Below are 26,261 nucleotides of genomic sequence, written 5' to 3'. Positions count from 1 at the left end.
CCCTGCCAGTTGAGGATGTCCTGCAAGGTCATCGGCTGCGGCACGGGCACGGGCACGGGCACGGGTACCCGTGCGGTTGGGGGAGGGGCCGAGGACGGGCCGGTCAGGCCAGCCAGCGCAGCACGGTCCAGGGGCCGTCGGGCAACGGGGAGAAGACGAGCGTGGGCACCAGGAGCAGTCCGGCACTCACCCACCAGTAACGGCGGCCCCGTAGGCCGGTCAGCCCGCGGAGCCCGAGGTTGACCAGCCACCACAGCAGGCCGAATACCGTCCAGACGACGACGCCGGCCACCACCCACACCATCGGGCCGTCGTTCTCGGTGGGTTCGCGCTGTCCGAGCCCGAGCCAGACCAACGGGTAGTTGAGGAAGAACACCAACGTGAACATCAGCGGGACCAGGGCGGCGAACCCCAGCGCGACGTTGACCAGCACCGGGGCCGCCCACGCCGCCCACGCGGCCCATGCCGTCCGCCTCGTCCGGGCTTCAGGCGCTGCGCAGGGGTGCATGGTGCTTCTCCAATGCCCGTTAGAGCTCGGTCGGTTCGACGCCGTGCCTGCCGTGCGGCCTGGTCCGTGACCGGGCCGTCGTAGCGCCGGGAAGTCGATGGCGGGATGGCTGTTGCCTTCGTCCTGCGCGCTGGTCAGCCGCGGGTGAGGTCCTCGGGCGCTGCCCGGGCGAGGGTGTCGGCCACTGTCGTGCAGGCGAGCCGGGCCACGGAGCGCAGTTCGGCGTCGGGGGTGCCGGCGCGGCTGAGTACGGCCAGCGACTGGTTGACGGCGACGACGAATACGGCGAGCTCGTCGAGCGTCCGGGTGTCGGCCGAGGAGTCCGTCAGGGCCGTGCGCACCCGTTGGCGCTGTACGTCGAGCAGGCCGCGCACCTGTGCGCTGTTCTCGTCCTTCAGCGTCGACGACTGCGCGGCGGACTGGGCGATGAGGCACCCCGAGGGGACCGACGGGTCGGCGATGCGGTCCAGGACGACGCCGAAGAACGCCTCGACCGCGCGCACCGGATCACCGGGGTGTGCCGCGAGCGCCTGCTCGTACTGCTCGCCGTAGATCGACGCGTAGCGGTCGAGGCACTGGCCGAACAGGGCGTCCTTGTTGCCGAAGGCGCCGTAGAGGGAGCCGCGGCCGAGGCCGGTGGCCGAACCGAGGGCATCGAGCGAGGCGTCGGCGTATCCGCGCTGCCAGAACACCTGCATGGCCTGGTCCAGTGCCGCGCTGATGTCGAACTGTTTCCGGCCGGACACGGTGTGTACCTCTCCTGCTTCTCTGCTGTCCCACGTCTTCGCGACGAGCCTACCCGCATCTTGGACCGATCGGTCAGTTCATCTTTGACTGATCAGTCCAAGATGGCTAGCGTGTCAGCCGTCAGCCGTCAGCCGTCAGCCGTCAGCCGGACCGGAGCGGTTCCCGCCGTCTCGGCGGACCCGTCAACCCTGTGCCTCCGAAGGATGATCATGAGTCTGTTGCCGACCCGCCCGCCCACGCCCGAAGGCCGCGGTTCCGTCTCCCAGGTGCCGAACCTCCCGGCCGGCTTCGCCGGCACCTTCACCAGTCGCTACGTCGACACCGGCGAACTGCGCCTGCACGCCGTCACCGGCGGCGAAGGGCCTGCGCTGCTGCTGGTGGCCGGCTGGCCCCAGACGTGGTACGCCTGGCGTCTCCTGATGCAGGCGCTGGCACAGGACTTCCAGGTCGTCGCGGTCGACCCGCGAGGCGTCGGACTGTCCGACAAACCCCCGGGCGGGTACGACACCGGCACGCTCGCCCGCGACCTGGTGGCGCTGATGGACGCGCTCGGGCACCGGCGGTTCGCCCTGGTCGGCCACGACGTCGGGATGTGGACCGGTTACGCCCTGGCTGCGGACCACCCTGACCGGCTCGACCGCCTCGCCGTCGCCGAGGCCGCGATCCCGGGGCTGTCCGCCTCACCGCCTCTCCTCGCCAGCCGGGAGGCCAACGACCGCCTCTGGCACTTCGCCTTCAACCGCCTCACCGGCGTCAACGAACAGCTGGTCAGCGGACGCGAACGCCTCTACTTCGGCCACCAGTTCGCCACGAAGTCCGCGAAGGCACTGCCCGACTACGCCGTCCAGCACTACGTCGACACCCTCGCCGCCGACCCGGAAGCCCTGCGGGCCAGCTTCGAGTTCTACCGTGCACTCGACACGACCATCGCTCAGAACCAGGAGCGCAGGACCCGACGGCTGACCCTGCCCGTCCTGGCGATCGGAGGAGCGGAGAACCTGGGCGCCTCCGTCAGCGAGACGATGAAACTCGCCGCCGACGACGTGCGGGGCCTCGTCCTGCCCGACTGCGGCCACTACCCGGCCGAGGAGGCCCCGCAGGCGATGCTGGCCGCCCTGACCGCCTTTCTGGCCCCGTACCGGGACGGGGAGGGCTCCTAGGAGGCCCCCAGGGCCCGTGTCGGCCCCACCCGTCCCGACCCGCGAGGTCGACTCCGCGTACACGGCCTCGACGATCGTTGCCCGTCCCGTCTCGAACGCCCGTCGGTAGGCGTCGGATACTGACCGCTGTGACCACTGAGCCCGCACCACTCCTCGTCGACGACCCGGCGGACTTCGCCTCCCGGCTGGCTGCCGCCGAGGACTGGACCAGCGCCGCCCTGGAAGCTCAACAGGAGGGCTCGTGGGTACTGACCGCGACGGAGCGCCAGATCCTGGCCGACGTGATGACGGCCACCAACCCCCTGCACGGCGGCCATCTACCCCCGTACGACGACGAGTCGCCGTACGTGCGCCTCGGACGCATCGCGAACTGGGCCGGCGTACTGCGGCTCGCCGCACGAGCCGGCGGCTGGGAACTTCGTCCCGTCGTGGACAGGGACCCTTCGTCCCTCACCCGGCCCATGGGCATGGCCGACCTGCTTTCGGGCATCTACGCCCTCGCCGAACAGGGCGAGCGATGGCAGCAGTTGATGCTGGAGACGATCGCGGACCGCAACGCCGCCAGCCGTGACCAGCCTTCGGAGCAACGACAGGATCTCAACCAGGCGCTCGCCGAGCGCGAGCCACGGTTCGCGAACAACTTGGCTGCCGCAGAGTGCTTCTTCACCGGCCCGGGCTCGCTGGAAGACCTGTCCCTCTTCTTCTACTGAGGTGCTGCCCCTGCTCGTGGACATCGAACAGGCGTTGATCGTCGAGCCTTCCGAAGTGGTGAACGTCCGCTGTTCGTTCTCGGGCTCTGGCATGGGTCCCTCCGGAACGGTCACGGAGTGCGCAGGCTCTACGGCTGCGGAATCGCTCCAACCCCCTCGGCGTTCCTCCCGCTGAGGCGCTGCCCGTGCGTCACGGTCTCGTGTGATGGCGGGATTCGGGGCCGGGTCGGCGGGGATATCCGGGGGCGTCCTCGGAAATCAGGGATCCGGAGAAACGGACATTGTGCTTCATGACACGCGGGTCGTGTCGGCATCGGGCCTGATCATCTGGAATGCTGTTCCAGTCCGCCGTCACCGGCTTTGATCGGCGGACATCCGCAGTACCGGGCAAGCGGCCCGGGAAGCCCACGGAGAGAACGGAACATCATGAAGCCATCTGTACTTGTCGTGTCCACTGACCCTCAGGGATCGGCCGTCGTCTGGGCGGAGCGGGTGGGAGACAACCTGCCCTTCGATTTCATGGCGGCGCACGACCAGGCCGATCAACTGCTCCACCTCAAGAAGACCGGTGCCAAGGTCCACGTCATCGCCAACCAGAAGGGCGGCGTCGGCAAGACCACGACCACGGTGAACCTCGCGGCGTGCACCTTCGACGTCCTCGGCGAGAAGGACGAGTACGAGCACATCTTCATCGACACGCCGGGCACCCTGGCCGACGAGGAGATCCTGCGCAGTGCTCTGGAGATAGCGGATGACGTCCTGGTCCCGATGATCACCGAGCCGTTGTGCTTCGACCCGACGGCGCGGACGATCCAGAAGGTCATCGAGCCGATGGACATCCCCTTCCGGGTCGTCATCAACAACTGGGACCCCCGGGACGGCCGCGCCGACCTGGAGGACACCGAGGCGTACATCGCCGCGAAGGGGTGGCCGCGGGCCAAGACGGTCCTGCGGCGTTACAAGATCCACTCCCGGGCGGTGGCCGAGGGAACGGTCGTCACCCAGTACAAGGAGAGCGGCACCGCCTACCGGGCGCGCGAGGACTTCTTCCGACTGTCCCTCGAACTCGGGTACGGGGGTCGCTGATGGCCGGCCGTCGTGTTTCCTTCGCCTCGATGGCGGCCGACCCGGTCGTCGACGCCCCCGGGGTGGTCAGCAACCAGGAGACTCCGGCCCGGTGGGTCCCCACGGGACCGGACTCTCCGGCCCGGTGGGTTCCCACCGCCAACTGCCTCCCCAACCCGCGCAACCCGCGCGACGACCTGGGCGATCTGTCGGACCTGGCGAGCATCAAGGACCGCCAGCTGCAGAGCTGCCTGGCCGTCACCCCGGACGCGTACCTCCGGCTCTGGCCGGAGGACGAGGGGCTGCTCGGTGCGGGCCCGCAGGACGTGGTGATCGTCAACGGCAACCGGCGCCGGGCCGCTGCCGCGCTGTACGGGCGTGAGCAGCTGCTCGTCGTCGTCGACGACTCGGTGGCGGACTCCAAGGCGACCCTGCTGCGCGCGGCGCTCGACGAGAACATGGCGCGCAAGGACTTCGACCCGATCGAGGAGGCCAACGCGGTCCTGCTCATCGTGGCGCAGTACGGCACCGCCAAGGAGGCCGCCGAGGCGGAGGGCTGGTCCCAGAGCTGGATCTCGCACCGCAAGAACCTGCTCAAGCTCCACCCCGAGCTGCAGCGGCAGGTGCGGGCCAAGGCGCGGGGCGAGGAGGGCATCTCCATCAACGTCGCCCGCCGTCTGGGATCGGTCAAGGGCATCGAGGCGATGTCCCTGGCCGAGCAGACGGAGCAGTTGGAACAGCTGCTCCAGGCCGACGCCGACGCCGTTGCCGCCAAGCGGGCGGCAAAGCTGGGGGCCCGGGCGGCGGCGGTTCAGGCCTCCGCCGACGGGGCGGCTCCCGAGCCCGCGCCACAGCGACCCGCTGCACCCGCGAGTGGGTCTGCGGAGGGCGCGGTTGCGGCTGCGGCCACCGTCACGTCTGCGGCCACCGTCACGTCGTCGCCGGCGGATCCGTCGCCGGTGGAACCGGCGGCCTCGGCTACCCGGTCGAAGTCCGCAGGTTCCGGCGCGGGGGAGAGTTCCGAGTCGGCTCCGAGCACCGAGCCCGCTTCGAGTACGGAGTCCGCTCCGGGCGCCGAGCGATTTTCCGCGGAAAATTCCGAGCCTCTTCCGATGCCGGAACAGCGAGCCGAGGCCTCCCCGGCCGAGCAGCCGTCGGCCACTCCGTCCGCAGAGCTCGGTGATGTCGACTGGCATGACGTCGAGGAACTCGCCGACGCCATCTGCCGCACCCTCTCGGCCGACGAGGCCTACCGCCTCGCCGACGCCCTGGCCAACCGTCTGCTGACGACCAACAGCTGACGCGTCCTCCGGTGCCCGCCCCGTCGTTCGCACGGGGCGGGCACCGGATCGGCCATTCGAACGGGGTCGCTCAAAGGCCGGCTTCGTACGTCCCGGGCGGCACGGGTGTCCCGTCGTACGGGAGATAGCACCTCATGCGGTACGACAGCAGGTGTTGTACGAGGTCGCTCGCCAGGAACGGCTTCGCCCACTCCCACTGGGCGCCATCGCGGCAGGCGGTGCAGGCGGCGTCCCGATGGCTGCGGCACACCGCGCCGTAGGCAACGTGCTGGGTGCGCATCTTGAGTCGACCGGACAGCCAGATCTCCGTATGGGCTCTCGCCTTCTGCGGCTTGCAGCGCAGCAGAACGCACACCTCCTCGACGCTGAGCACCCGCAGGGCGACGCCCAGGCGGGCGTGCTGGCTGACCTGTGAGGTCGCCAGGCCGGGCAGGAGCTGCTCGGTCAGGCTCGGCTCAAGCCGCTTGATGAGTTGGTAGCTCGCTCTCTTGCTGTCATCTCCCTGGGGGAGATCGTGGATCAGCCAGATGAGCGGGCTGTAGACCACGCTGGTCGCTTTCCGGTTCGCCCGCAGGAGTCGGGCGGCGTCCTTGAAGTCCTGGCAGGACTTCTCGTCCTCAAGGTGCTCCAGCAGGTTGCGACGTGCCTCGGTGTACTTTCCGAACGGCCGGTATCCGTAGTCGACGACCTTGATCTTCGTCTCGGGAGCCGTCACCAGCTTTGCTGCTATCCAGGCCCACTCCGTCAGCATGGGACCGACCATAGCCCAATGCCGTGCTCCCGGAGGAGGCCTCGTCGCGGACTGGAGTGGTGGCGGAGAACGGTTTCGGCCGACCGAAAGTTCGCGTGCGGGTGCCTGCGCCACTCCTCTTCCCCGAACCGTTCAGCCTGTCCGAGCGACTCATCGGCCGGCTGGACGGCCGGGAGGACTTCCCGCAGCCGCTCAGTCGGACTGACTGCCCGGAGTGGGTGGTTCGGTATGGCTGTATGGCTATGACCTGAGGTGAATGATTGCTCGGGAGCAATGGCTCACCCCGAAATCAGCGGATTGGGTGGCGGCTCGTCACGCTCGGTTTCTTGGGGGATTTTTGACCGGGAAATCGAAGCGGGAGCCCGTCGATTTGGACAATCCGGAAGAATCATTAAATTTTCACATTTTGCACAATCGATGCTTGTGCATTGCGGGGGTGAGGATGACGATGGATCGAGGGGAACTTCGAAAGAAGGTTGGTCATGTCATTCCTCGGACAGTTCCGGTCCTTCGGTCGGTTCCGTGACGACTGGGGCGGCGGTGGTCGCGGTGGCGACTACGGCGACTTCGGTGGTGACCGCGGCGGCTACGGCGGCGGCTACGGAGGTTACGACGACTTCCGCGACGACTTCGGTGGCGACCGTGGCGGCTACGGCGGCTACGGAGGCGACCGCGGCGGCTACGGAGGCTACGGAGGCCGGTGGTAAGGATCGCTTCCCTGTGAGAGCGGGCCGGGCATGTGTGCCCGGCTTTGCCGTGTCGGCCGGGAGTGGACCCGGGTGGCCCACCAGGCAGTGCGTGCGGAGATCTTCCGTTCCGGAACAGGGCCTCTTTGATCGGGAGTTCCTCTCAATCCGGAAGTGATCTGGGCTCGGGGACGAGCGAGAAGACCGTGAGATGACGAGGAAACACAGCCTGCGGTCGGCTCTGCGACGGTTGGTCACGGTCGCCGAGACCTCCGATCTGGTCGCCGCAGCACCGCCGGTCCCGCTGCTGGGGATCTTCCGGCGGTTCTGGCCCTACACCAAGGGCGGCCGCCGATGGCTGGTGGTGCTGTTGGCCCTGGTCGCGGTGGGCCCGGCGATCGAGGCGATGGAGATCTGGCTGTTCAAGATCGTCATCGACGACATGCTCATTCCGCACCGGCTGAACCTGTTCCTGCCGATCGCCCTCGCCTATGCGGGGCTGACCCTGCTCTCCGGAGTCCTGGGCTTCGCCCGCCGGGTGATCTCCACCTGGGTCAGCGAACGCTTCCTGCTCATCCTGCGGTCGGACGTGTTCCGGCACATCCAGGGCCTGTCGCTGGGCTTCTTCGAGCGCCGGCGGCTCGGCGACGTGCTGTCCCGGGTGACCGGCGACGTGGACGCGGTCGAGACCTTCCTGCTCTCCGGCATCGTCAACGCGCTCGGCCAGGTGGCGCGGCTCTGCATCTACGTCGGCCTGCTGCTGGTGCTGCGCTGGGACCTGACCCTGGTCGCGCTGGTGGCCGCGCCGCTGTTCTTCCTCACCGCCCGCCGCTTCGCCAAGCTGATCCGGGCGGCCTCGCGCGAACGCCGCCGGCGCAGCGGCTCGATCAGCGCGGTCACCGAGGAGACGCTCGGCAACATCGCGCTCGTCCAGGCGTACAACCGCCAGGACTGGGAGCACGCCCGATTCCAGCGCGAGAGCATCGGCCGGTACCACGCGGCGATGGCCTCGACCAGGATCGGAGCGCTCTACGGGCCGACGGTCGACTTCGTCGAACTGCTCGGCGGCCTGGTGGTCATGGGCCTCGGGGCCTGGGAACTCGTGCACGGCCGGCTCACCTTCGGTGGCCTCATCGTCTTCCTCACCCTGCTGAGCAGGCTCTACGGCCCGATCCAGAGCATGTCCGGGCTCGGCAACACCTTCTACGCGGCCTCCGCCGCCGCCGAGCGGATCATCGAACTGCTCGACCAGCGTCCACAGGTGACCGATCCCGCCACCCCCCGGCCGATCGGCCGCGCCCGGGGCGGGATCGAGTTCGACGACGTCACCTTCCGATACCCGGACGTGGAGGCACCCGCACTGTCGGAGGTGTCCTTCGAGGTGGCGCCGGGGGAGACGCTGGCCCTGGTCGGCGCCAGCGGGGCAGGCAAGTCCACCATCGCCAAGCTGATGTTGCGCTTCTACGATCCGGACGACGGCGCGGTACGGCTCGACGGCCTCGACCTGCGCGACCTCGCCCTCACCGACCTGCGCGAGAACGTCGCGGTGGTGCTCCAGGAGACCCTGGTCTTCCACGGCACCGTCCGGGAGAACATCGCCTACGGGCGCCCCGAGGCGAGTGAGGCCGAGATCCTGACGGCGGCCAGGGCGGCTGACGCCCACGAGTTCATCACCCGCCTCCCGGACGGCTACGACACCCTGGTCGGCCAGCGCGGCCGGCTGCTCTCCGGCGGCCAGCGCCAGCGCCTCGCGATCGCCCGGGCGATGGTCCGGGACGCCCCCGTCCTCATCCTCGACGAGCCCACCACGGCCCTGGACGCGGAGTCGAGCCAACGGATCATGGGCCCGCTACGCCTGCTCATGGCCGATCGCACGACGATCATCATTTCGCACAACCTGCTGACCGTCCGCGACGCCGACCAGATCGTCCTGCTCGACCAGGGCCGGATCGTCGCCCACGGCACCCATACCGAGCTCCTCCTCCGCAGCTCCGCCTACGCCGGCCTGAACCGGTTGCACCACCCGCCGGGCGAGTCCGTGGAGGCCGTCCCCTGAGGCGTGCGTGCCCGGGCGTACCGATCTCGGCCACGGCCCTGCGGGGCTGTCGACCGTCCCGCTGATGGCCCCGGCCCAGCGCGGGAGCCTGGCCGAGTTGCTCGCCCGCGTACACCCGGGGCATCCCTGGCTCGCGGACCTGTAGCCCCCGCGCAGTGGCGCGGGGGCTGTCCGGGTCTGCGGGGAACGTCAGTGGACGACGTCGAAGACCTGCTTCTGCAGACCGTTGGGGTAGACCTCGTGCTCGACGAGCGTCAGCTTCTGGGTGTCCTTGTCCGTGGTGCTGAACAGGCGCTTGCCCGCGCCGAGCAGGAGCGGGAAGACGAGCAGGTGGTAGCGGTCGACCAGACCGGCGTCGGAGAGGGCCTGGTTCAGGGTCGCACTGCCGTGCACGATGATCGGGCCGCCCTCGGTCTGCTTCAGCGCGGCGACCTCGTCGAGTGAGCGCAGGATCGTGGTCTCGCCCCAGTTCGACACCAGGTCGTCCTCGGTGAGGGTGGTGGAGACGACGTACTTCGGCATCACCTTGTAGTCGGCGAAGTCCGCCATGCCGGGCCACACCTGGCTGAACGCCTCGTAGCTGGCCCGGCCCAGCAGCATCGCGGTGGCCTCCTGCTGCTCCCGCCCCTTGATCTCGAAGGCCTCGGGAAGGAACTCGACGTCCTTGAAGGTCCAGCCGGAGTTCCGGTAGCCGGGCTCCCCGCCCGGGCCTTCGACAACGCCGTCGAGCGAGATGAAGGCGGTGCTGATCAGGGTGCGCATCTCTGGTTCCTCGGTGTCTCGGATCTGGATTCTTCCGGGCCCGCCGACCTGGTCGGCATCGGACGCCCTGCTGCCGGCCGGCGATGTGATCAAGGTAACCGTGCCGACCGAACGAGGCCACCGGCCGGGGCCGAGGTGCGTTGCCGTCAGCCCCTGGGGAATTCGCCGCCGTCCACGACGAGATTGCCGCCCGTCAGCCAGCTCGCCCGGTCGGACAGGAGGTTCGTTCGCTCGACGGAATGGGAATCGGCCTGGCGCGCAGGTGTGAATTCCTCTGGGAGCGCGAATACTTCGGGGAAATCGCGGTGGGTTCCTGCCTCGTCGAGCTGTTTCACGGTACGGCCGGAAAAGAGGGGGAGGCAAAGGCGAAATGTCAGCAGGCGCTATAGGGGCGGCCTTTGGCGTGCCGGTTCGGTCGTACGCCGTCGCCGGCCGCTTGCGTGCGGCCTCGACGTCCTCGGTGACTGCTCGCGTGTTGATGACTGATGACACGTCAGATTTGTTGATTGGATGGATAGTTGGGGAAGCGCGGGGCCGAGGGCGCAGCGGCGGCACGTTCGTCAACTTTTACTTTCCCCCGCCCGCCCCCGCATAGTGACGGCCCGAACCCGAGAGGAGGCCCGTCGTGCCGTACAGCGATGACCGTGCCGAGTGCCAGGTGCAGGCGGAAGACGCGCAGGTGGGGGCCGTGTGCGCCGAGTACGACCGGCGCCTGGAGCAGACGCGCGCCGAACTGGCCCGTACCCTCGCCACGCCCGCCGACGGCGCCCGGGCCGTGTACGAGCGGGACGTGGCGGCCGCGCGGTGGGCCGGGGAGGTGCGCCGCCTGGAAGGGGCCGGCCACGGGCTGGTGTTCGGCCGCCTCGACGCCGCCGACGGCACCGTGCTGCGGATCGGGCGCCTGGGCCTGCACACCGAGACGGACGAACTGCCGCTGCTGGTGGACTGGCGGGCCGAGGCCGCCAGGCCCTTCTACGAGGCCACGCCCGTCCACCCGATGGGCCTGCGGCGCCGGCGCCACCTGCGTCTGGACGGCCGCACCGTCGCCGCCGTCAGCGACGAACTGCTGGACGGCTCCGACCCCACCCGTGAGGACGTGATCGGCGACGGCCCGTTGCTGGAGGCCCTGTCGGCCCGGCGCACCGGACGCATGGGCGCCGCGGTCGCCACCCTCCAGGCCGAGCAGGACGCGATCGTCCGCTCCCGCCACCGGGGGGTGACGGTGGTGCAGGGCGGCCCCGGCACCGGGAAGACGGTGGTGGCCCTGCACCGCGCCGCCTACGTGCTGTACGCCTTTCCGCGCGCCGCCGAACGCGGCGTCCTCGTCCTGGGCCCCAACGCCCGCTTCCTGGACTACATCTGTCAGGTGCTGCCCTCGCTCGGCGAGAACGACGTCGCCCTGGCGACCTGCGCCGACCTCGCCCCCGCCACCCCCGGCCCGGCGGCGTCCGAGGATCCGCAGACCGCCCGCCTCAAGGGCGACCCCACCCTCGCCGACGCCCTGGCCGCCGTGGTCCGCGCCCACCAGGCCCCGGCGGCGGACGGCCTGGCCCTACGGGTCGGCCAGGAGGAGGTGCGCCTGCCGCCGTCCGACCTCGCCGCCGCCGCCCGCGCCGCCACCGCCGACGGCCTCGCCCACAACCGTGCCCGCGACCTGTTCAAGGACCTGCTGGCCGACGCCCTCACCCGCACCCTCGAACGCGACACCGCCGACACCCTCGACCGGCTCGACGCCGAGGTCGCCCAGCTCACCGGCCTCAACCTGGACCGCGTCGCCGCCGCCGACCTGCGCCGACTCGGTCTCGACGGCTCACGTGCCCACGACGCCGTGGGTAGCGACGATGCCGCGGGTGCCGGCGGCACCGCGGGAACCGACGGCACCTTCGACGCCGAGGCCGTCCGCGCGGCCCTGCTGGACGACCCGCACCTCGACCGCGTCCTCGACACCCACTGGCCCGCCCTCACCCCGCACGACGCCGTCCGCGCCCTGCTCACCGACCCCGCCGCCCTCGCCGCCCACCTGCCCCACCTCTCCGACGACCAGCGCGCCCGCCTGCTGCGCGCCCCCGACGCCCCGTGGACCGACGCCGACCTGCCGCTGCTGGACGAGGCCGCCGCCCTGCTCGACGGCCCCCCGCAGCGCAGTTGGGGCCACGTCGTCGTCGACGAGGCCCAGGAACTCACCGCGATGCAGTGGCGCGCCGTGCTGCGCCGCTGCCCCACCCGCTCGATGACCGTCGTCGGCGACTTCGCCCAGGCCGGCCCCGCCGCCCAGGCCCGCGACTGGCACGAGGCCCTCCACCCGCACACCGGGAGCCGCTTCGACCTGCACACCCTGACCGTCAGCTACCGCACCACGCAGGAGATCCTCGCCGCCACCACCGACCTGCTCGCCCGCATCGCCCCCGACCAGACCCGCGCCCGCGCCATCCGCCACGGCGAACCCCCGCGCACCCTCACCGCCCCGGCCCACGGCCTCGCCGCCGCCGTCCTGGCCGAACTGCGCACCCAGACGGCCGCCCACCCCGGCGACCTCCTCGCCGTGGTCTGCGCGGACGTTCGACTGCCGGAACTGGAGGCCGCCGGCCTGCCCGGACACGTCCGCCTCGTCCCCGCCTCCGAGGCGCGCGGCCTGGAGTTCGACGCCGTCCTCGTCGTCGACCCCGACCAGATCACCGCCGCCCGCCCGGCCGGCGAACGCGACCTGTACGTCGCGCTCACCCGTGCCACCCGCCGCCTGTGCGTGCTCAGGACCGCGGGGTAGGCCGGGCGGGTTCGGGTTCGGGGGCGGGGCGGCCCGGTAGACGGTGAGGTGCCGGCCGGGGACGCCGGGTACCCGGGCGGCACCGCCTACCCCGCTCCGGCGCATGCCTCCGCCTCCGCCAGGTACCGCGCCACCGGGCCCAGCGTCAGCATTCCACTGGCGGCGCCGGCATGTTCCGCACGGGCACCGTTCAGGGAAGCCCCGGCGCGTGCGGCGATTCCGGGCTCGCCGAGGCGTACGGCGGCGCGGGCGGTCAGGCACCACATGGCCTCCTGCATGTGGTCACGTGCCGGTTCGGGCACCGCGGCGAGCGCGGTACGGGCCTCCGCCACCCGCTCCTGGGCGAGCAGCACGAGGGGGCGCGCCCAAGGCCGGTATGGGCCCCAGTCGAGGTGGGGGTCGGTGGGCGCGGGCCGGTCGTGCAGCAGGCGCAGCCCGAGGAGCGCGAGCGCGAACAGGCCGCGGTGCAGCCCCGGCATTCCGGCCCGCTGGAGGGCGTTCTCGGCGGCCCGGTAGTGCGCTGCGGCCGTGGCGGCGGTCGGCCCGCCCGGTTCGGTGCTGCGGGAGGCCGTGGCCCGGGCCCGGAACCACTCGGTGAGGACGGGGACGAGGGGCGCCTCGGTGGTGGCGGCGAGCCGCTCGGCGGCCTCGGCGTGCGAGGCCGCGGCGTCGAGGTCCCCGAGGGCCGAGGCGGACTGGAGGCGGACGAGTCGGCCGAGTACGGCGAAGTTCGGCAGCTCGTGCCGGGCGGACAGATCGAGGATCTCGGCGCCGATCCCGTCCCGTACCGCCGCGAGTCCGGGGCGGGTGAAGGACTGCAGGAACACCCCGTTGAGGGCGAAGACCAGCAGGGCGGGATCGGCCAGCCGCCGGGCCAGCGCCTCCGCCCGTTGTGCCGCCTGCCGCGCGCGGCCCAGCTCGGCCGCGGAGAGGTCGGCGCTGCGGCTCTCGACGGCGACCGTGGCCAGGAGGCGGGCTGTCAGGTCGGCGGGGCCGTCGGTGCTGCCGGTGCCGCCGGTGCCGAGAGCGGTGAGCGTGCGCTCGGTGGCCGCGACGACCGCGCGGGACTGCTCGGGGTCGTCGGCCCGGCTCCAGATGGCGGGCACGTCGTAGGCGCCGATGATCCGGGCGGTCAGGGAGAGGTCTCCCGTGCGTTCCGCCGCCTGAATGGCGGCGAGGCGGTCGCGCCGCGAGTGGACGAGGGCGTCACCACCCACCAGCGCGAGGGTGCGGGCCAGATCCACGGTGGTGCGCGGGCCGAGCCGGACGCCCGGGCCGCGCCACCGGGTACGGGCGCCTTCGAGGGGCACGGCCCCGTTGAGGATGTCCGTCTCCAGACGCCGGAGCTCGGCGCCAGGGTCGAGTCCGAGTTGATCGACGAGCATCGCGCGGGCGCGGCGGAGGGTGGCCAGCGCGTCGGCCTGCCGGCCCGCGCGGTACAGCGCGCGGGCCAGCAGCCCCCAGGCCGGCTCGCGCCACGGGTGTTCGGCGACGTGGGCGCCCAGTTCGGCGACGAGACCGGCGCCTTCGCCGGAGTCGCCGGAGTCGCCGGATTCACCGGAGTCATAGGAGTCACCGGAGTCATAGGAGTCACCGGAGTCGAGGAGGAGGCGGGCGCGCAGTTCCACCGCCTCCAGCCGCAGTTCCTCCAGCCGGGTCCGCTCGCGTTGCGCCCATGCGGCGCCGGTCACGTCGGCGTACGCGGGGCCGCGCCAGTCCTTGAGTGCCGCGCTGAGGTCGGTCACCGTGTCGGGGTCGGCCATGGTGTCGGGGCCGGTCACCCTGTCGGGGCGGCGGCGGGCGCGGGTCAGGGTGTCCTGGAAGCGGTGGACGTCCACGTCCTCGCGCGGCAGGCGCAACGCGTAGCCGGGCCCTTCGGTGACGATGACGCGCGGCGGATCGCGGGGCGGCCGGTCGGGTTCGAGGGCACGGCGCAGCGCGGCGACGAACGTGCGCAGAGCGCCCACGGCGCGGGCCGGTGGATCGGTCCACAGGTCGTCGACGAGGGTGTCGGTGGTGACCATCCGCCCCTCGGCGGCGACGAGCCGGGCGAGTACCTCACGATGGCGGGGGCCGCCCAGGTCGATCGGGCTGCCGTCGTCGCGGAGGGCTCGCACGGCACCGAGCGCGTCGATTCGCATGCCCCCATCCTCCGTGCCGGGGGGCGGCTGCGCTCGACCGCACTGATCGGCTGCTGATCGCCGTCGCCCAGGCTGGTCCGGTCAGCCCACGACCGACAAGGACGGCCCTTCATGACGCTCACCATTCCCGGCTTCGACCACGTCCGCCTGCCCGGTGCGGACGGGGTGGAACTGGCTGCCGCCGTCGGCGGCAGCGGGAGCCCGGTCGTGCTGTTGCACGGTTTCCCCCAGACCCACCTGATGTGGCGGCACGTTGCCGAGCGGCTCGCCGACGAACACACGGTGATCTGCCCCGACCTGCGGGGCTACGGCGCCAGCGACAAGCCGGCGGCCACCGACCCCGAGGTGTACGCCAAGCGCACCATGGCCGCCGACGTCGTGACCCTGGCGGCCGCCCTCGGCCACGAGCGCTTCGCCCTCGTCGGCCACGACCGGGGCGCCCTGGTCGCCTTCCGGGCGGGGCTGGACCACCCTGAGACCGTCACGCACCTGGGCATCCTCGACGTCGTGCCGACCCTCGACATGTGGAACGTCCTGCACGGCGCCTCGGCGGCGGTCGGCTACCACCTCTTCCTGATGGCGCAGCCTCCGGGCCTGCCGGAGACGATGATCGCCAACAGCGCGGACGCGTTCTTCGGCTCGTTCCTCGACTCCTGGGCCAACGACGCGACCGCCGTTCCCGAGGACGTCCGTGCCGAATACCTGCGGGCGAGCGCGGCGGCGGTGCCGTCGATCGTCGCGGACTACCGGGCCTCGGCGGGCATCGACGTCACGCACGACCGGGCGGACCTGGACGCGGGGTCGCAGCTGGCCATGCCCGTGACGGTCGTCCAACAGGACTGGGGCGCGCAGCTGGGCTACGACGCGGCCGCGGTGTGGAAGGCGTGGGCGCCGGACCTCGACCACCGGCTGACCCGAGCGGGGCACTTCATGGCCGAGGAGGCACCTGACGAGATCGCGGAGGCGATCCGGGAGCTGCTGGCCCGCTGAACCGCCCGCTCCCGGCTCGCCGACCGACTGACCGACCGACTGACCGACCGGGCCACGGGCGGTCGGTCGGCGAGTCTCGGGCTTCCTCGGTGGTCGGGAACCTCTTCCCGCGCCGGGTACCCGCCCGGGTCGGTGTCAGCTGTGGGCGCCGTCCGCCGGGTGGTCGTCGGCGAGCTCGGCGAGCTCGGCGGCGTAGCGGGCGGCGGCCTCCGCCAGCTTGCGGCCCTTCCGGTCCGGTTTGTCGCCGAGGTGGGCGGCGACGGCGCGGCGGGCGTCTTCGAGGTTGCCCTCAAGGTCGCCGCCGAGCAGTTCGCGGGTGATCACCAGGGAGTTGTCCGGGGCCATGTGCTGCCGGGACATCCGCAACTGGACCTCGTCCATGCCCTCGCGCGCCAGCACCTCCCGCAGTTCCTCGATCAGCGGGGCCAGCCACTGGGCGCGCAGTGCGTACTCGCCGTGGTCGGCGAAGGTCGCGCTGAGCCCGGCGAGCAGCTGCGCCGGGAACTCCTCCACGGGCCCGGTGAACTGCGGGTAGTCCTTGGCGAATTCGTCCCAGTCGGCGTAGAGCCCGGCGATCTGCTCCGGGAGGAGCGGGCAGCGCGACCAGGTCTCGTCGGACTGGGTGAAGACCTGCCGCAGCAGCTCGTAGGGCACCTCGTCGGTGCGCGAGAGCAGGACCGCGTCGTAGAGGTCCTTGCCCTGGGGGTGGTCGTCCGAGGCCAGCCAGAGGATCTTCCACGCGAGGGAGAGCTGTGGCGTGGCAGCGAACAACCGGCCCGTGACGCCGGGCAGCTGGTAGGACTCCGGTGGGACGGGCAGGTGTTCGGTGAAGACGAAGTCCAGCTGGACGGTCCCGCCCGGGACGCCGGGTGCCGACCACGGCAAGACGAGCCTGCGACCGGGAATCCGGCTGTACGTCCAGATCTCGTCGCTGACCGCCTGGTCCGCGTGCAGCCGCACCGCGCCCGAGAGCCGTTCGGCGTCGGCGGCGAGCTCCTCGAACATGCGGTCCGTGCGCTCGTCCGCCAGCTGCCAGTCCGTCGGGCGGACCACGAAGTCCAGGTCCCCCGGCTCCCGTGCCTGCTCGCCGTACCAGGCCCGCAGCAGGACGCTCCCGCGCAGGACCAGGTGCTCGGCCCACTGCGAGCCGGCGACGGCGGACAGCACGGTGTTCAGCGCCTCGCGCCGTGCGGCGAGCCACGGTTGGGCGAGCTGCGGGTCGGTGAAGGCGGGCTCACTGGGCCGCAGGGCCCGGGTGTACCCGGCGAGGGCGGGGTCGAAGACCGGCTGCTGACTCACCGCCTCGTCGTCGATCGGGCGGACGCTCCTGGGCAGGCCCTGGTCCTCGCGGACGTCCTCCGGCGGCGGCTGCCGGGGAAGCAGGACGCCCTGCCACGGCCCGTATTGCAGTTCCTCCCACGCCACTGGCGACTGGGGCTGGTCCTCGGTCATCGCGGGTCTCCCTCTTGCTCTTGCTCGTGCTTCTGTTCGCGTTCGTGGCTCTGCTCGTGCTCGTGCTCGCTGATCCATCCCTCGTCGAGGGCCTCGTCGCTGTCCACGGCGACGAACTCGCGCTCCACCGACACCACCTCGCGACCGTCGGCGGCAAGGCCCTGGAGCAGCGCCTCCAGGCGGCGGCCCGCGGTGCTCAGGCCGACCAGGCGGCACCGCTGGGTCACGAACCACTCGCGCCGGCCGTCGTCGCGTATTCGGCGCGGGTTGTGCGACAGGTGTGCGCCGTGGTGGACGGCCAACTCGGCGAGGTCCGCGAGGCGGGCGAGGTCCGCGAGGCGGGCGGGGTCGGCTAGGTCGGCGAGGTCGGCCGTGGGAAGCGGGTCCGGAAGCAGCAGTTTGACGTGGTGCTCGAAGTACCGGTGCGCCCCGTGCGGCAGGGCGTCCTCGTCCGAGACCGGAACGCCCGCCGCCCACGGCGTGGCCTCGATCTTCGTCCGCAGGACCGTGAACCCGGCCCGAGCCAGCCGGCCCGTGGTGCGGGACGTCGCCGCAGCGACCTCGTCCAACGAGCCGTTGGCGCGCAGGGTGAGCATCGGCTGCGAGGGCGCCGCGCCGCGCGCCAGCAGGATGTGGGTGAACTTCAGGCCATGACCCTCGGCCCACCCGGCCAGCGCCTCGGCGGCGCCGGGCTCCACGGTCAGGTGCACCTCGAAGTCCCCCCGGAGGCCGGGAGGATCTGACTGATCGTCATGGTGTTGGTCAGGACGGATGGCGAGCATGGGAGCATCCTGCCAAGCCCCTGTGGCAACGCCTCGCCCGCCCGGGTGCGCAGCGGGCCTTCGCTGGACCGGTCGCGGTCCTGTCGCCATACCGGCCGGTGGCGCGCCGCGAGTCCTCGGGCGAGGTCAGCCCCCGAGGCCGTCCACCAGATCGAGGAGATCGGACAGTTGCAGGACCCGTCCACCGGAACCCGGTAGCGGGATGTGCAGCGGCTCAGTCCACCGGGACGGGATCGCGTCCAGCCCGTAACGGGCACCCGCAAGCCCGCCGGTGACCGCGGCGACGGTGTCCGTGTCGCCGCCCAGGTCGACGGCTGCGCGTAGCGCGCCCTCGAAGCTCGTCGTGGTGCGCAGGGCCCAGACCGCTGACCCCAGACAGGGCCAGACGGCGCCGTTGAACTCGGTTGCCTGGTCCGGGTGCCAGTCGGGATCGAGGACCGTCGCGTACCGCGAGCGGTGATCGGGATGGACGAGCGCCAGAACGCCAGGGAGCGCGCGGAGGGCGTCGTCGCCTTCCAGCGTGACGCGTATGAGTTCGTGGAAGATCGCGGTGCCTTCCCAGGCGGCGCGGTCGCCGTGGGTGAGGGCGGCGATGCGCCGAGCGGCATCCATGGTGGCGGCCTGTCCCGCACGTGCGAAGTGGACCGCGGATGTCGATGCCCGCATCAACGAGCCGTTGCCTGCTGCCCGCAGGTTGACCTGGAAGTGGATCGCGGCGGCCAGATCCCAGGGCATGCCGTTGGTGAGGACATCCTCGGTCTGCAAGCCGATGTCCTTGGGTTCGGACGCCGCCCACCGCTGGAAGCGGTCGAAGATGTCCGGCAAGTCCAGCCCGCCCCGCTGCACCAGTGACTCCGCCACCAGCACGGCCATCTGCGTGTCGTCCGTGGCCTCGCCCGGATCCCAGCCGCCGCCTCCGCACATCTCGGCACCGGCACCGGGAACGGGGAACCGGGCAGAGAACGCCCCTTGGGGACCGAACTCAAAAGGGGCTCCAAGCGCGTCACCCACAGCCGAGCCGACAACCGCGCCGGCAGCCCGCTGAATCCGCTTCATTGGTGCAGGCTATCGGTGCGGCCGGTGCCAGGCGTCGGGCAGGCGGTTGGTGATGTTCTGTCGTTCGTGTAGCTGTTGATCCCGATGAGCCCGTGACCTGCTGTCTTGTTGCCGAGCGTCGTCGGGCAGCGGAATCGAGCTTGGGTGCTGTCTGCTGAGGCCGGGCCGCTGTCGTCTCGGTGGGTCAGTTGGTGGCGGGCGAGTTGCTGCTGGCACCACCGCTGGGCGGATGAACGGCTTCCGCCGGCTGGCTCGCGGCCTCGGGGGAGTCGACGGTGGGCCGGAGCGCCTCGGCGGGGCCGCCGTCCAGGGAGGTACGGCCGCTGTTCTGCCGAGCGCCGAGTTCGTTGCGCAGGTTGCAACTGGCGGTGGAGGCTGCGGTTGTCCTGGTGGGCGCGGCTGGTTTCCTGTTGTCCTCTGGCGATCGCCTCGAAGAACTCGTCGCGGTGTTCGCTCAGGCCGGTCGCCACCGTCGCGGTGAGTTCGGCCCGGAGGCTGTCGGTGTGGTTGCGGATCTCTTCCAGGCCGGCCTGAAGGGCCGTCCCGACTTCTGCGCGTAGCGGTTCGACCTGGTGGGCGGTGCCCCTCGCCATGTCTCCTCCTGATCTCGCGCACCCGTAGGGGTGGCGGCGGGTGCGGCGTGGCGGCAAGGGCCCGTGCGCGATGGGTGGATCGGTGGGACTGTCGAGAACGTGTCGATCACCGTCTGGAATCGGATCATCACACAGATGTGTCACATTGTCGTTGACAGACCGAATGGAGCGTCATGCTGGTGTTCGTCACGGTGCCCACTCCTTGTCGGAGTTCCGGAGAAGGTCGGTGGTCCAGGCCGGCCTGATCGCGTGCCAGCTGTACCGGTAGCCGTTGGTGCCGTGGTGGGGCGTGGTGAGGATGTGGTGGAACTCGCACCATGCGGCGAACTCGCGCCAGGAACATCCGGGAAGACCGCGCTGCTCGGGGTGGCGGTTGTAGGCGGCCACGGCCCGCCGGATGGTGTCCTGGGGCAGGGGGCCGGCGGTCATGGAGATGGTGACGATGATCTTGGCGAGGTCGTAGCCGAAGGGGGCGAGGGTGAGGGAGTCGAAGTCGACGACGGCGACCGTGGTGTCGGTGATGAGGAAGTTGCGTGGGTTGGCGTCCTTGTAGAAGGCGGCGGGCATGGTGGCGGCCCGTTCCAGCCAGTCGTCGATCGCGCCGGGGGTCAGGAGCGGGGACGGTACGGTGCCGGTGGCCAGAAGCCGGTGGAGGCGCTCGCGGCGGCTGTCGGCGAAGTCGTCGATCGTGACGTCGCCGTTGGTGTGGTCGGTGCTGCTGTGGGGTGCGTTCATGCGGGCGGCGTGCAGGTCGTGGGTGTGGGCGGTGGTGTGCTGGTGGCCGAGGAGATCGGCCAGGGTCAACAGGTCGTCAGGGGTGCCGTGGTGGCCGTCGAGGTGCTCGTAGTCGATCGCGGTGGGGTGGACGTGGACGACGTGAGGGATGCGTACGCCGGGGTTGGCGCGGGCGATCCAGCGGTGGTGGGCCAGGGAGCGCTGCTGGGTGTGGGGGTCCGCGAACGTCTTGGTGAAGGTCCTCGTCATCGGGTGTGTTCCTCCTCGAACGCGGCTGCTCTCCCGAGATCGCGGCCACACCGGCCCCGCAGGTCCGCGCTGTTACAAGGACGGTACCGGCGCACGGTGGACGTTCACAGGTGGCGTCGGCACGATACGGACAGCTGCGAGTCGCTCCTTGAAGTGTTCTGGGGCTGGCGCTGGACTTCGGCCGCGCGCCTGAACTCGGCGCTGGGGAAGGGCTATCCGACGGAGGCCAGTCCCCCCAGGTTCATGCCGGCGGTCCTTGCGGCCCGCAGGGCCGTCCTGGCGCGGGCCGCACCCCGGCGGGTGGCCGCCTCGCCCCCACCGATGGCGGGTGTTCGTGTGCCGAGGCCTGCACATGTGCGGCAGATGCCGGGTTGGGGGACGGGGTCGTGGCATTTGGTGCACTCGGTGTGGCGGGTTGCGGTGGGTCGTTCGGCGGGTTGGTCGGGTGGCATCTTGCGTTCCAGGCGGTAGCGGAGCACGGCGACCGCCGAGTGCATCGGGGTGGGCAGGCCCGGCAGCAGGGCTTGGGTGAGGTCGGTGGGTGTGCTGCCGCGTGCCAGCCATTGGGCGACCAGGGGCGCGAGTTCACGTGCTTCGGCTTCGCCCAGGCGCAGGCGTGGTTCGGGGCGGATGACCCGGAACAGGGTGGCGACCGCCTCGCGGAGCTGTTCGTCCGGCGCGTCGTCTTCGGTGGTTTCCTCCTGCCCTTCCGCCCTCGTCCGCGGCTCGGCGACGGCGGTGACCGGTTTTCCGGACTGCCGGGAGGGGAGGGTGGGTTCTTTCGCCGGGTTCTTTACCAGGGTGTCAGCGGCGCCGGTGGTCCCTTCGCCGGGGGCCGGACGGTCGGCACCCGGCGGCATCAGCTGCGGGATGTCGTAGACGTGGGTCTCGGTGATGATCGTGCCGTCGGGCATCCGGATCTTCTCGACCCGGTAGAAACCCGCCTCGGTCAGCTCTTTGAGCGCTTTGCGGATGGCGCTGCGCCCCTGGGGGCTGGTGTCGGCCATGTGCCGGCCGTCCTCGCGCCAGCCGTCCGGGCGGGAGAGGAGATCGGCGAGCAGACCGCGAGCGGTGTAGGACAGCCGCCGGTACTGCAGCATGGCGTTGGGCAGCACGGTGAAATCGCGCACGTGGGCGCTACGATGGACGCGCATCGGGAGGTTGGCTCCTGTTGCCGGACCCCGGAGCGTTGGCGCGCTGCCGGGGTCGCTTATGTGTGGTTAGGGCACGGAACGTAGCACGCACACCGATCGAAGGTCGACACGGTCGGCGAGCGATCACGTTCACACGTCAGTCGGTCGAGAGCGGCCTCGCTCTGATCGTTGACTATCAGTCAAATTCCTTGGGGCTGCGGATCCGACCGCCGGGTGGTGCCACTCCTCGCCGACCTTCTTCTGCAACTCTTCGAGATCCGCGTGGACCTTCTTGATGTTCTCCAGCCTGCTGTCGAGGCTGTCGTGCCGGGGGCTACGTCAACGACGCCTGGTCCTACCTGCCGGACGACCGCGGCTGGATCAGCAACATCTACGCCCAGGGCCCGGCCTGGCTCGACAACGTCCCCACCTGCACCACCTGACCCCGTCACACGTACGCAGGACAGCGCAGGCGCGCGACGAGGCCGTGCCTGTGTTGACGAACTTCGATCCAGGGCGCAGGTGCATCGACCGGACGGCGGGACCGTTCAGCCGGTCGGGCGGCCGGTGCGGCCGGGGAATCCGTGGCGGCGGGCGGCGGCGGTGACGGTCAGGGCGGCGGCGAGCAGGGCCAGGGCGGACCAGGGCAACGTGCTCGGGCCGCCATGGTCGAGGAGGAGGCCGCCCGCGAGCGCGGCGCCGGCGATCCCGAGGTTCCAGCAGGTGACGAGCAGGGACTGGGCGATGTCCCCGGCCGGGCCGGCCGCGTCGGCCACCGCCGTCTGCAGGAGGGTGGCGGCGCCACCGAAGGCGAGACCCCAGACTGCGGCACTGCCGTAGACGGGCCAGGAGGTGCCGGTGAGCAGGGCGGCGGCCACGGACAGGGCCGCGGCGGAGAGAAGGGCGCAGGCGGCGATCGTCAGGATGCGCAGGTGGCGGTCGATCAGCGCCCCGGTACCGAGGATGCTCACCAGGGAGGACAGCCCGAGGACGAGCAGGACGGTGTCGGTCCGGCCGCCGAGTCCCAGGGGCGCGAGCAGCGCCGCGACGTACGTGTAGAGCAGGTTGTGGGCGAGGACGAAGGCCGCCGTGACGGTGAGGACGGCCGCCACCCCCGGGATCCGCAGCACCTGCCGGACGGGGGTGCGGGCGTGGCCGGGCCGCCCCGGGACGGTCGGGAGCGCGGCGAGCATCCAGGCGGTGAGTGCCACGGCGACGGCGCTCATCAGCCCGAAGGTGGTGCGCCAGCCCACCAGTGCGGCGACCAGGGTGCCGGCGGGCACGCCCACCGACAGGGCGACCGTCGAGCCGCCCATGGCGACGGCCATCGCCCTGCCGCGCTGCTCCGGCGCGACGATGCTGCGGGCGTACCCGGCCAGCAGGGCCCAGAGCAGGCCTGCGACCAGGCCCGCGGTGAAGCGCGCCGCCATGGTGAGGGGGTAGTTCGTCGAGACCGCGGTGACGGCGTTGGCCGCGGCGAAGCCGCCGACGGACAGCAGCAGGAGGCGCTTGCGCGGCCAGCCGGCGGTAGCGGCGGTCAGCGGTATGGCGGCCGCGATGGAACCGGCCGCGTAGAGCGTGACGGACTGCCCGGCGCCGGACTGGCTGACGTGGAGGTCCGCACTCATCGCGGGCAGCACGCCGGCGGGCAGGGCCTCGGTCATGATGGTGACGAATCCGGCGGTGCTCAGGGCCAGCAGGCTGGGCCAGGGAAGCCGGGCGGCGGGCGGGTCCGACGGCCGGGGAAGCCGAATGGGCCGGTTCGAGGGTCGGGAAAGCCGGGCGGTGGGTGGGTCCGAGGGGCTGTTCGAGGGGCTGGGGGAGTGAAGTTCGGGCATGGGCCCGATCGTCTATCCTTGACATCGATGTCAAGGTCCAGCCCGGAACGGCACCGGTCGGGCGTGAGGGTGGTCACATGCGTATCGGCGAACTCGCCCGGCTGACGGACACTCCTCCGCGCCTGCTGCGCTACTACGAGCAGCAGGGCCTGATCACCGCGCACCGCGAGGCGAACGGCTACCGCACCTACGACGACTACCTCGTCGACCGGGTCCTGCAAATCCGCGGACTCCTGGACGCCGGACTGCCCACGCGGATCATCAAGCAGATCCTGCCCTGCCTTGACAGCCCGCGGACGATCCACTTCGCCGACGCCACACCGGAGATGATCGGCACCCTGGAGTCCGAGACGGAGCGGATGACCCGTCGGATCCAGTGCCTGACCCGCAACCGTGATGCCATCCGGGAGTACTTGACCGAGGTCAAGAGCCGGGCCTGAGGCGTGGGCCCGAGGTTCGTGCCCGAGGCGTGAGTCGACGTCGGGATGCGCTGCGGGCGGCCTGTCGGGCGGTCGGCTTGACCTTGCCATTGGTGTGATGGTTGGAACCTTCCGTCATGACCGACTCCGCCATCCGGCACCTCGAACTCGGCGACGGCACACCGCTCGTCATGATCCACGGCTACACCGTCGACCACCGGGTCCTGCTCCCCATCGAACCTGCCTTCGCCGACCGCCCCGGGTGGCGGCGGCTCTACCTCGACCTCCCCGGCCACGGCGCCAGCCCCCGGCTGCCGGGGACGACCTCGGCGGCCACCCTGGCCGACGCCGTCCTCGACTGGATCCACGCCGAACTGGGTGAGCAGCCCTTCGCCGTGCTCGGGCAGTCGTTCGGCGGACAGCTGGCCCGCGCGGTGACGGCGAGGTTCGGGGCGCAGGTCCTGGGCTCGGCGCTGCTCGTACCGGTCGTGCACTGGGGCCCCGACCGGACCCTGCCCGGCATGACCGTGGCCGAGCGCGACGACAAGCTCCTCGACCGGCTCCCGCCCGCCGACCGCGAACTCTTCGGTCTCGTCATGGCCCGTCACACCGCGCGCAACTGGAAGCTCTTCGAGCAGTACGTCCGGCCGGGATGGCGCGCGCACGACCCGGCGGCCGCCGCCGAACTCGAAGCCGACTTCCTGCTGCCGTACTGGCCCGAACACCGCGCGCCGGAGCACCAGGGCCGGCACCTGCTGGTCACCACCCGGCAGGACGCCCTGGTGGGCTGGCGAGACCAACTCGCCCTGCTCGACCACTACCCCCGGATGGCGGCGACGGTGCTCGACGGCGTCGGCCACAACCCGCAGGTCGAGTGCGCCGAGACCGTCCAGGGCCTCATCGGCGCCTGGCTCGATGAACTGCCCCACTCCCGCCCCGCCCCCGTCCACGCCCCGCCAGCGTGAATCGGTGACCCGCGACGCGAACCTGTGTCGTCTCGGCGCCACCTTGCACACCTTCGCGAGAAACATGTGGCTGTGCCGAACGACTCGGTGGGTTTGATGCCGCTTCGGCCGCCCGGAACCGGGCGTTTGCCTACGGAACACCTGGATCGGACACCTGGGCGGCGCGTCGCTCGCGAGGGCGCAGCCGTGCGGGCCATCGGGGCGACCGATCGGAGCGTCGCCACGGGCGGGCCGCGGGTTGCTTTGCTGAAATGGCAACAAGCCTCGCCCTCCTCGGTGCGCGCGCAGCATGATCGACACTGCGTCAGCACCGCATCGGCGGCACACTGCCGAACAGCAGGTCGTCGAATGGCGGTTCGCCGAAGCGAACTTGGCGTACGCCGGATCGAGATCCCAGGAGGACACATGTCACCGTCGCGGACCACGGGCCCCACCCACCGGCTGGTCCCCTCGCCAGCCGGCCGGATCCACCTGGTGGAGCAGGGCACCGGGCCGCTGGTCCTGCTGCTGCACGGGTTCCCGGAGTCCTGGTACTCCTGGCGCCACCAGCTGCCGGTGCTGGCCGCTGCCGGATACCGCGCGGTCGCCATCGATGTCCGCGGGTACGGGCGCTCCTCCAGGCCCGAGGAGGTGGCCGCGTACCGGATGTTCGACCTGGTCGAGGACAACGTCGCGGTGGTGCACGCCCTGGGTGAGCGGTCCGCGGTGATCGTCGGCCACGACTGGGGTTCGACCATCGCCGCCAACTCCGCCCTGATCCGACCGGACGTCTTCCGCGCCGTGGGGCTGCTGAGCGTCCCCTACCTCCCGCGGGGCGGACCGAGGCCCAGCGAGGTCTTCGGGCAACTGGGCGGCGACGAGGAGTTCTACGTCTCCTACTTCCAGGAGCCGGGCCGGGCCGAGGCCGAGATCGAACCTGACGTGCGCGGCTGGCTCGCGGGCTTCTACGCCGCGCTGTCCGCCGACACCATGCCGGCGGACGGCGCACCCGACCCGCACTTCGTCAGCCGTGGCGGGACACTTCGCGACCGGTTCCCCGCCGGACGGCGGCCCGGCTGGCTCGGCGCGGAGGAACTCGACGTCTACGCCGGAGAGTTCGAGCGAACCGGCATGAGCGGAGCGCTGGGCCGCTACCGGAACATGGACCGGGACTGGGAGGACCTCGCCGACTTCGACGGCGCCCCCGTCACCCAGCCGTCCCTGTTCATCGGCGGAGGCCGGGACGCCTCCACCACCTGGCTGGCCGACGCGATCGCGGCCTACCCCGCGACCCTGCCCGGCCTGCTCTCCAGCCACGTCCTCGACGGCTGCGGGCACTGGGTCCAGCAGGAACGCCCCACCGAGGTCAACCGGATCCTGACCGACTGGCTCGCGTCCCTTCCCTCCTGAGCGGGGGGA

Annotated in this window: 23 protein-coding genes and 1 pseudogene; 11 read left to right on the top strand and 13 right to left on the bottom strand. The window is 71.3% G+C overall.

The window, feature by feature from the left end; genetic code table 11:
• Nucleotides 1-103: 103 nt before the first annotated feature.
• Nucleotides 104-433, bottom strand: a complete 330-nt coding sequence (locus ABT015_RS13120) for a hypothetical protein (protein ID WP_350878977.1) — start codon at nt 431-433, stop codon at nt 104-106.
• Between the two features lie 209 nt (nt 434-642).
• Nucleotides 643-1,254, bottom strand: coding sequence for a TetR/AcrR family transcriptional regulator (locus ABT015_RS13115; RefSeq protein ID WP_350878976.1), 612 nt, complete (start codon nt 1,252-1,254; stop codon nt 643-645).
• A 210-nt stretch (nt 1,255-1,464) separates the two neighbouring features.
• Here ABT015_RS13115 and ABT015_RS13110 point away from each other — a divergent pair, with 210 nt between their 5' ends.
• From ABT015_RS13110 to ABT015_RS13095, 4 genes and pseudogenes are all read left to right on the top strand, one after another.
• Nucleotides 1,465-2,415, top strand: a complete 951-nt coding sequence (locus ABT015_RS13110) for an alpha/beta fold hydrolase (protein ID WP_350878974.1) — start codon at nt 1,465-1,467, stop codon at nt 2,413-2,415.
• A 128-nt stretch (nt 2,416-2,543) separates the two neighbouring features.
• On the top strand, nt 2,544-3,125 hold the full coding sequence (locus ABT015_RS13105; protein ID WP_350878972.1) for a hypothetical protein: 582 nt from the start codon (nt 2,544-2,546) through the stop codon (nt 3,123-3,125).
• 573 nt (nt 3,126-3,698) lie between these two features.
• A pseudogene (locus ABT015_RS13100) lies at nt 3,699-4,211 on the top strand (ParA family protein); the annotation flags it as partial.
• The gene (locus ABT015_RS13095; protein WP_350878971.1) at nt 4,211-5,491 is read left to right on the top strand and encodes a ParB/RepB/Spo0J family partition protein; all 1,281 of its coding nucleotides are present in this window, start codon (nt 4,211-4,213) and stop codon (nt 5,489-5,491) included. The pseudogene ABT015_RS13100 and the gene ABT015_RS13095, both read left to right, overlap by 1 nt.
• 70 nt (nt 5,492-5,561) lie before the next feature.
• Here the strand turns inward: ABT015_RS13095 and ABT015_RS13090 are convergent, their stop codons facing one another.
• A complete protein-coding gene (locus ABT015_RS13090; protein ID WP_350878969.1) occupies nt 5,562-6,242 on the bottom strand; it encodes a hypothetical protein in 681 nt (226 codons plus the stop codon).
• Nucleotides 6,243-6,724: 482 nt separating this feature from the next.
• Between ABT015_RS13090 and ABT015_RS13085 the strand changes: the two genes are divergently transcribed.
• Together ABT015_RS13085 and ABT015_RS13080 are read left to right on the top strand one after the other, a co-directional pair.
• Entirely contained in the window at nt 6,725-6,949 is a 225-nt protein-coding gene (locus ABT015_RS13085; protein WP_350878968.1) for a hypothetical protein, read from the top strand.
• A gap of 190 nt (nt 6,950-7,139) precedes the next feature.
• Complete coding sequence (locus tag ABT015_RS13080; protein ID WP_350878967.1) at nt 7,140-8,984, top strand: ABC transporter ATP-binding protein; 1,845 nt, start codon at nt 7,140-7,142, stop codon at nt 8,982-8,984.
• 189 nt (nt 8,985-9,173) lie between these two features.
• Here ABT015_RS13080 and ABT015_RS13075 read toward each other — a convergent pair whose 3' ends face one another.
• Both ABT015_RS13075 and ABT015_RS37975 read right to left on the bottom strand, forming a co-directional pair.
• The gene (locus ABT015_RS13075) at nt 9,174-9,746 is read right to left on the bottom strand and encodes a dihydrofolate reductase family protein (protein ID WP_350878966.1); all 573 of its coding nucleotides are present in this window, start codon (nt 9,744-9,746) and stop codon (nt 9,174-9,176) included.
• Between the two features lie 146 nt (nt 9,747-9,892).
• Complete coding sequence (locus ABT015_RS37975; protein WP_502897296.1) at nt 9,893-10,081, bottom strand: hypothetical protein; 189 nt, start codon at nt 10,079-10,081, stop codon at nt 9,893-9,895.
• Nucleotides 10,082-10,371: 290 nt separating this feature from the next.
• Between ABT015_RS37975 and ABT015_RS13065 the strand changes: the two genes are divergently transcribed.
• The gene (locus tag ABT015_RS13065; protein ID WP_350878965.1) at nt 10,372-12,510 is read left to right on the top strand and encodes a HelD family protein; all 2,139 of its coding nucleotides are present in this window, start codon (nt 10,372-10,374) and stop codon (nt 12,508-12,510) included.
• Nucleotides 12,511-12,596: 86 nt separating this feature from the next.
• Here the strand turns inward: ABT015_RS13065 and ABT015_RS13060 are convergent, their stop codons facing one another.
• The gene (locus ABT015_RS13060; protein ID WP_350878963.1) at nt 12,597-14,651 is read right to left on the bottom strand and encodes an AfsR/SARP family transcriptional regulator; all 2,055 of its coding nucleotides are present in this window, start codon (nt 14,649-14,651) and stop codon (nt 12,597-12,599) included.
• 111 nt (nt 14,652-14,762) lie between these two features.
• On the opposite strand from ABT015_RS13060, the gene ABT015_RS13055 reads away from it, so the two are divergent.
• Nucleotides 14,763-15,641: an alpha/beta fold hydrolase gene (locus tag ABT015_RS13055; protein WP_350878961.1), complete on the top strand. Its 879-nt coding sequence runs from the start codon at nt 14,763-14,765 to the stop codon at nt 15,639-15,641.
• A gap of 135 nt (nt 15,642-15,776) precedes the next feature.
• Here ABT015_RS13055 and ABT015_RS13050 read toward each other — a convergent pair whose 3' ends face one another.
• The 7 genes from ABT015_RS13050 to ABT015_RS13020 all read right to left on the bottom strand — a co-directional run bounded on the left by ABT015_RS13050 (nt 15,777) and on the right by ABT015_RS13020 (nt 23,305).
• On the bottom strand, nt 15,777-17,093 hold the full coding sequence (locus ABT015_RS13050; RefSeq protein ID WP_350878959.1) for a nucleotidyl transferase AbiEii/AbiGii toxin family protein: 1,317 nt from the start codon (nt 17,091-17,093) through the stop codon (nt 15,777-15,779).
• Entirely contained in the window at nt 17,090-17,803 is a 714-nt protein-coding gene (locus tag ABT015_RS13045; protein ID WP_350878957.1) for a hypothetical protein, read from the bottom strand. Before ABT015_RS13045 ends, ABT015_RS13050 begins: the two co-directional genes overlap by 4 nt.
• 198 nt (nt 17,804-18,001) lie before the next feature.
• Nucleotides 18,002-18,931: an ADP-ribosylglycohydrolase family protein gene (locus tag ABT015_RS13040; protein ID WP_350878955.1), complete on the bottom strand. Its 930-nt coding sequence runs from the start codon at nt 18,929-18,931 to the stop codon at nt 18,002-18,004.
• Nucleotides 18,928-19,524 carry a hypothetical protein gene (locus ABT015_RS13035; protein WP_350878953.1) on the bottom strand — a complete coding sequence of 199 codons (597 nt, stop codon included), beginning with the start codon at nt 19,522-19,524 and terminating at the stop codon, nt 18,928-18,930. Before ABT015_RS13035 ends, ABT015_RS13040 begins: the two co-directional genes overlap by 4 nt.
• Nucleotides 19,525-19,710: 186 nt before the next feature.
• The gene (locus ABT015_RS13030) at nt 19,711-20,508 is read right to left on the bottom strand and encodes a phosphotransferase (protein ID WP_350878951.1); all 798 of its coding nucleotides are present in this window, start codon (nt 20,506-20,508) and stop codon (nt 19,711-19,713) included.
• A gap of 212 nt (nt 20,509-20,720) precedes the next feature.
• The gene (locus tag ABT015_RS13025; protein WP_350878950.1) at nt 20,721-21,662 is read right to left on the bottom strand and encodes a hypothetical protein; all 942 of its coding nucleotides are present in this window, start codon (nt 21,660-21,662) and stop codon (nt 20,721-20,723) included.
• A 527-nt stretch (nt 21,663-22,189) separates the two neighbouring features.
• Nucleotides 22,190-23,305, bottom strand: a complete 1,116-nt coding sequence (locus ABT015_RS13020; RefSeq protein ID WP_502897295.1) for an MFS transporter — start codon at nt 23,303-23,305, stop codon at nt 22,190-22,192.
• 251 nt (nt 23,306-23,556) lie between these two features.
• On the opposite strand from ABT015_RS13020, the gene ABT015_RS13015 reads away from it, so the two are divergent.
• The 3 genes from ABT015_RS13015 (at nt 23,557) to ABT015_RS13005 (ending at nt 26,252) form a co-directional block, all read left to right on the top strand.
• Entirely contained in the window at nt 23,557-23,919 is a 363-nt protein-coding gene (locus tag ABT015_RS13015; protein ID WP_350878948.1) for a MerR family transcriptional regulator, read from the top strand.
• Nucleotides 23,920-24,035: 116 nt separating this feature from the next.
• Nucleotides 24,036-24,863: an alpha/beta fold hydrolase gene (locus ABT015_RS13010; RefSeq protein ID WP_350878946.1), complete on the top strand. Its 828-nt coding sequence runs from the start codon at nt 24,036-24,038 to the stop codon at nt 24,861-24,863.
• A 405-nt stretch (nt 24,864-25,268) separates the two neighbouring features.
• On the top strand, nt 25,269-26,252 hold the full coding sequence (locus tag ABT015_RS13005) for an alpha/beta fold hydrolase (RefSeq protein WP_350878945.1): 984 nt from the start codon (nt 25,269-25,271) through the stop codon (nt 26,250-26,252).
• Nucleotides 26,253-26,261 lie beyond the last annotated feature (9 nt).

This window comes from Kitasatospora sp. NPDC094016 (assembly GCF_040304045.1).
Lineage (GTDB): Bacteria > Actinomycetota > Actinomycetes > Streptomycetales > Streptomycetaceae > Kitasatospora.
Note: the sequence above shows the minus strand (reverse complement) of the source record. Positions and strands in the feature narration are given on the sequence as shown.

Coding starts and splice junctions, on each gene's coding strand:
- ABT015_RS13015 (WP_350878948.1), top strand. CDS start 23,557: ATGCGTATCGGCGAACTCGCCCGGCTGACGGACACTCCTCCGCGCCTG.
- ABT015_RS13010 (WP_350878946.1), top strand. CDS start 24,036: ATGACCGACTCCGCCATCCGGCACCTCGAACTCGGCGACGGCACACCG.
- ABT015_RS13080 (WP_350878967.1), top strand. CDS start 7,140: ATGACGAGGAAACACAGCCTGCGGTCGGCTCTGCGACGGTTGGTCACG.
- ABT015_RS13030 (WP_350878951.1), bottom strand. CDS start 20,508: ATGACGAGGACCTTCACCAAGACGTTCGCGGACCCCCACACCCAGCAG.
- ABT015_RS13050 (WP_350878959.1), bottom strand. CDS start 17,093: ATGACCGAGGACCAGCCCCAGTCGCCAGTGGCGTGGGAGGAACTGCAA.
- ABT015_RS13075 (WP_350878966.1), bottom strand. CDS start 9,746: ATGCGCACCCTGATCAGCACCGCCTTCATCTCGCTCGACGGCGTTGTC.
- ABT015_RS13025 (WP_350878950.1), bottom strand. CDS start 21,662: ATGCGCGTCCATCGTAGCGCCCACGTGCGCGATTTCACCGTGCTGCCC.
- ABT015_RS13095 (WP_350878971.1), top strand. CDS start 4,211: ATGGCCGGCCGTCGTGTTTCCTTCGCCTCGATGGCGGCCGACCCGGTC.
- ABT015_RS13005 (WP_350878945.1), top strand. CDS start 25,269: ATGTCACCGTCGCGGACCACGGGCCCCACCCACCGGCTGGTCCCCTCG.
- ABT015_RS13110 (WP_350878974.1), top strand. CDS start 1,465: ATGAGTCTGTTGCCGACCCGCCCGCCCACGCCCGAAGGCCGCGGTTCC.
- ABT015_RS13085 (WP_350878968.1), top strand. CDS start 6,725: ATGTCATTCCTCGGACAGTTCCGGTCCTTCGGTCGGTTCCGTGACGAC.
- ABT015_RS13020 (WP_502897295.1), bottom strand. CDS start 23,305: ATGACCGAGGCCCTGCCCGCCGGCGTGCTGCCCGCGATGAGTGCGGAC.
- ABT015_RS13035 (WP_350878953.1), bottom strand. CDS start 19,524: ATGGCGAGGGGCACCGCCCACCAGGTCGAACCGCTACGCGCAGAAGTC.
- ABT015_RS13060 (WP_350878963.1), bottom strand. CDS start 14,651: ATGCGAATCGACGCGCTCGGTGCCGTGCGAGCCCTCCGCGACGACGGC.
- ABT015_RS13040 (WP_350878955.1), bottom strand. CDS start 18,931: ATGAAGCGGATTCAGCGGGCTGCCGGCGCGGTTGTCGGCTCGGCTGTG.
- ABT015_RS13090 (WP_350878969.1), bottom strand. CDS start 6,242: ATGCTGACGGAGTGGGCCTGGATAGCAGCAAAGCTGGTGACGGCTCCC.
- ABT015_RS13055 (WP_350878961.1), top strand. CDS start 14,763: ATGACGCTCACCATTCCCGGCTTCGACCACGTCCGCCTGCCCGGTGCG.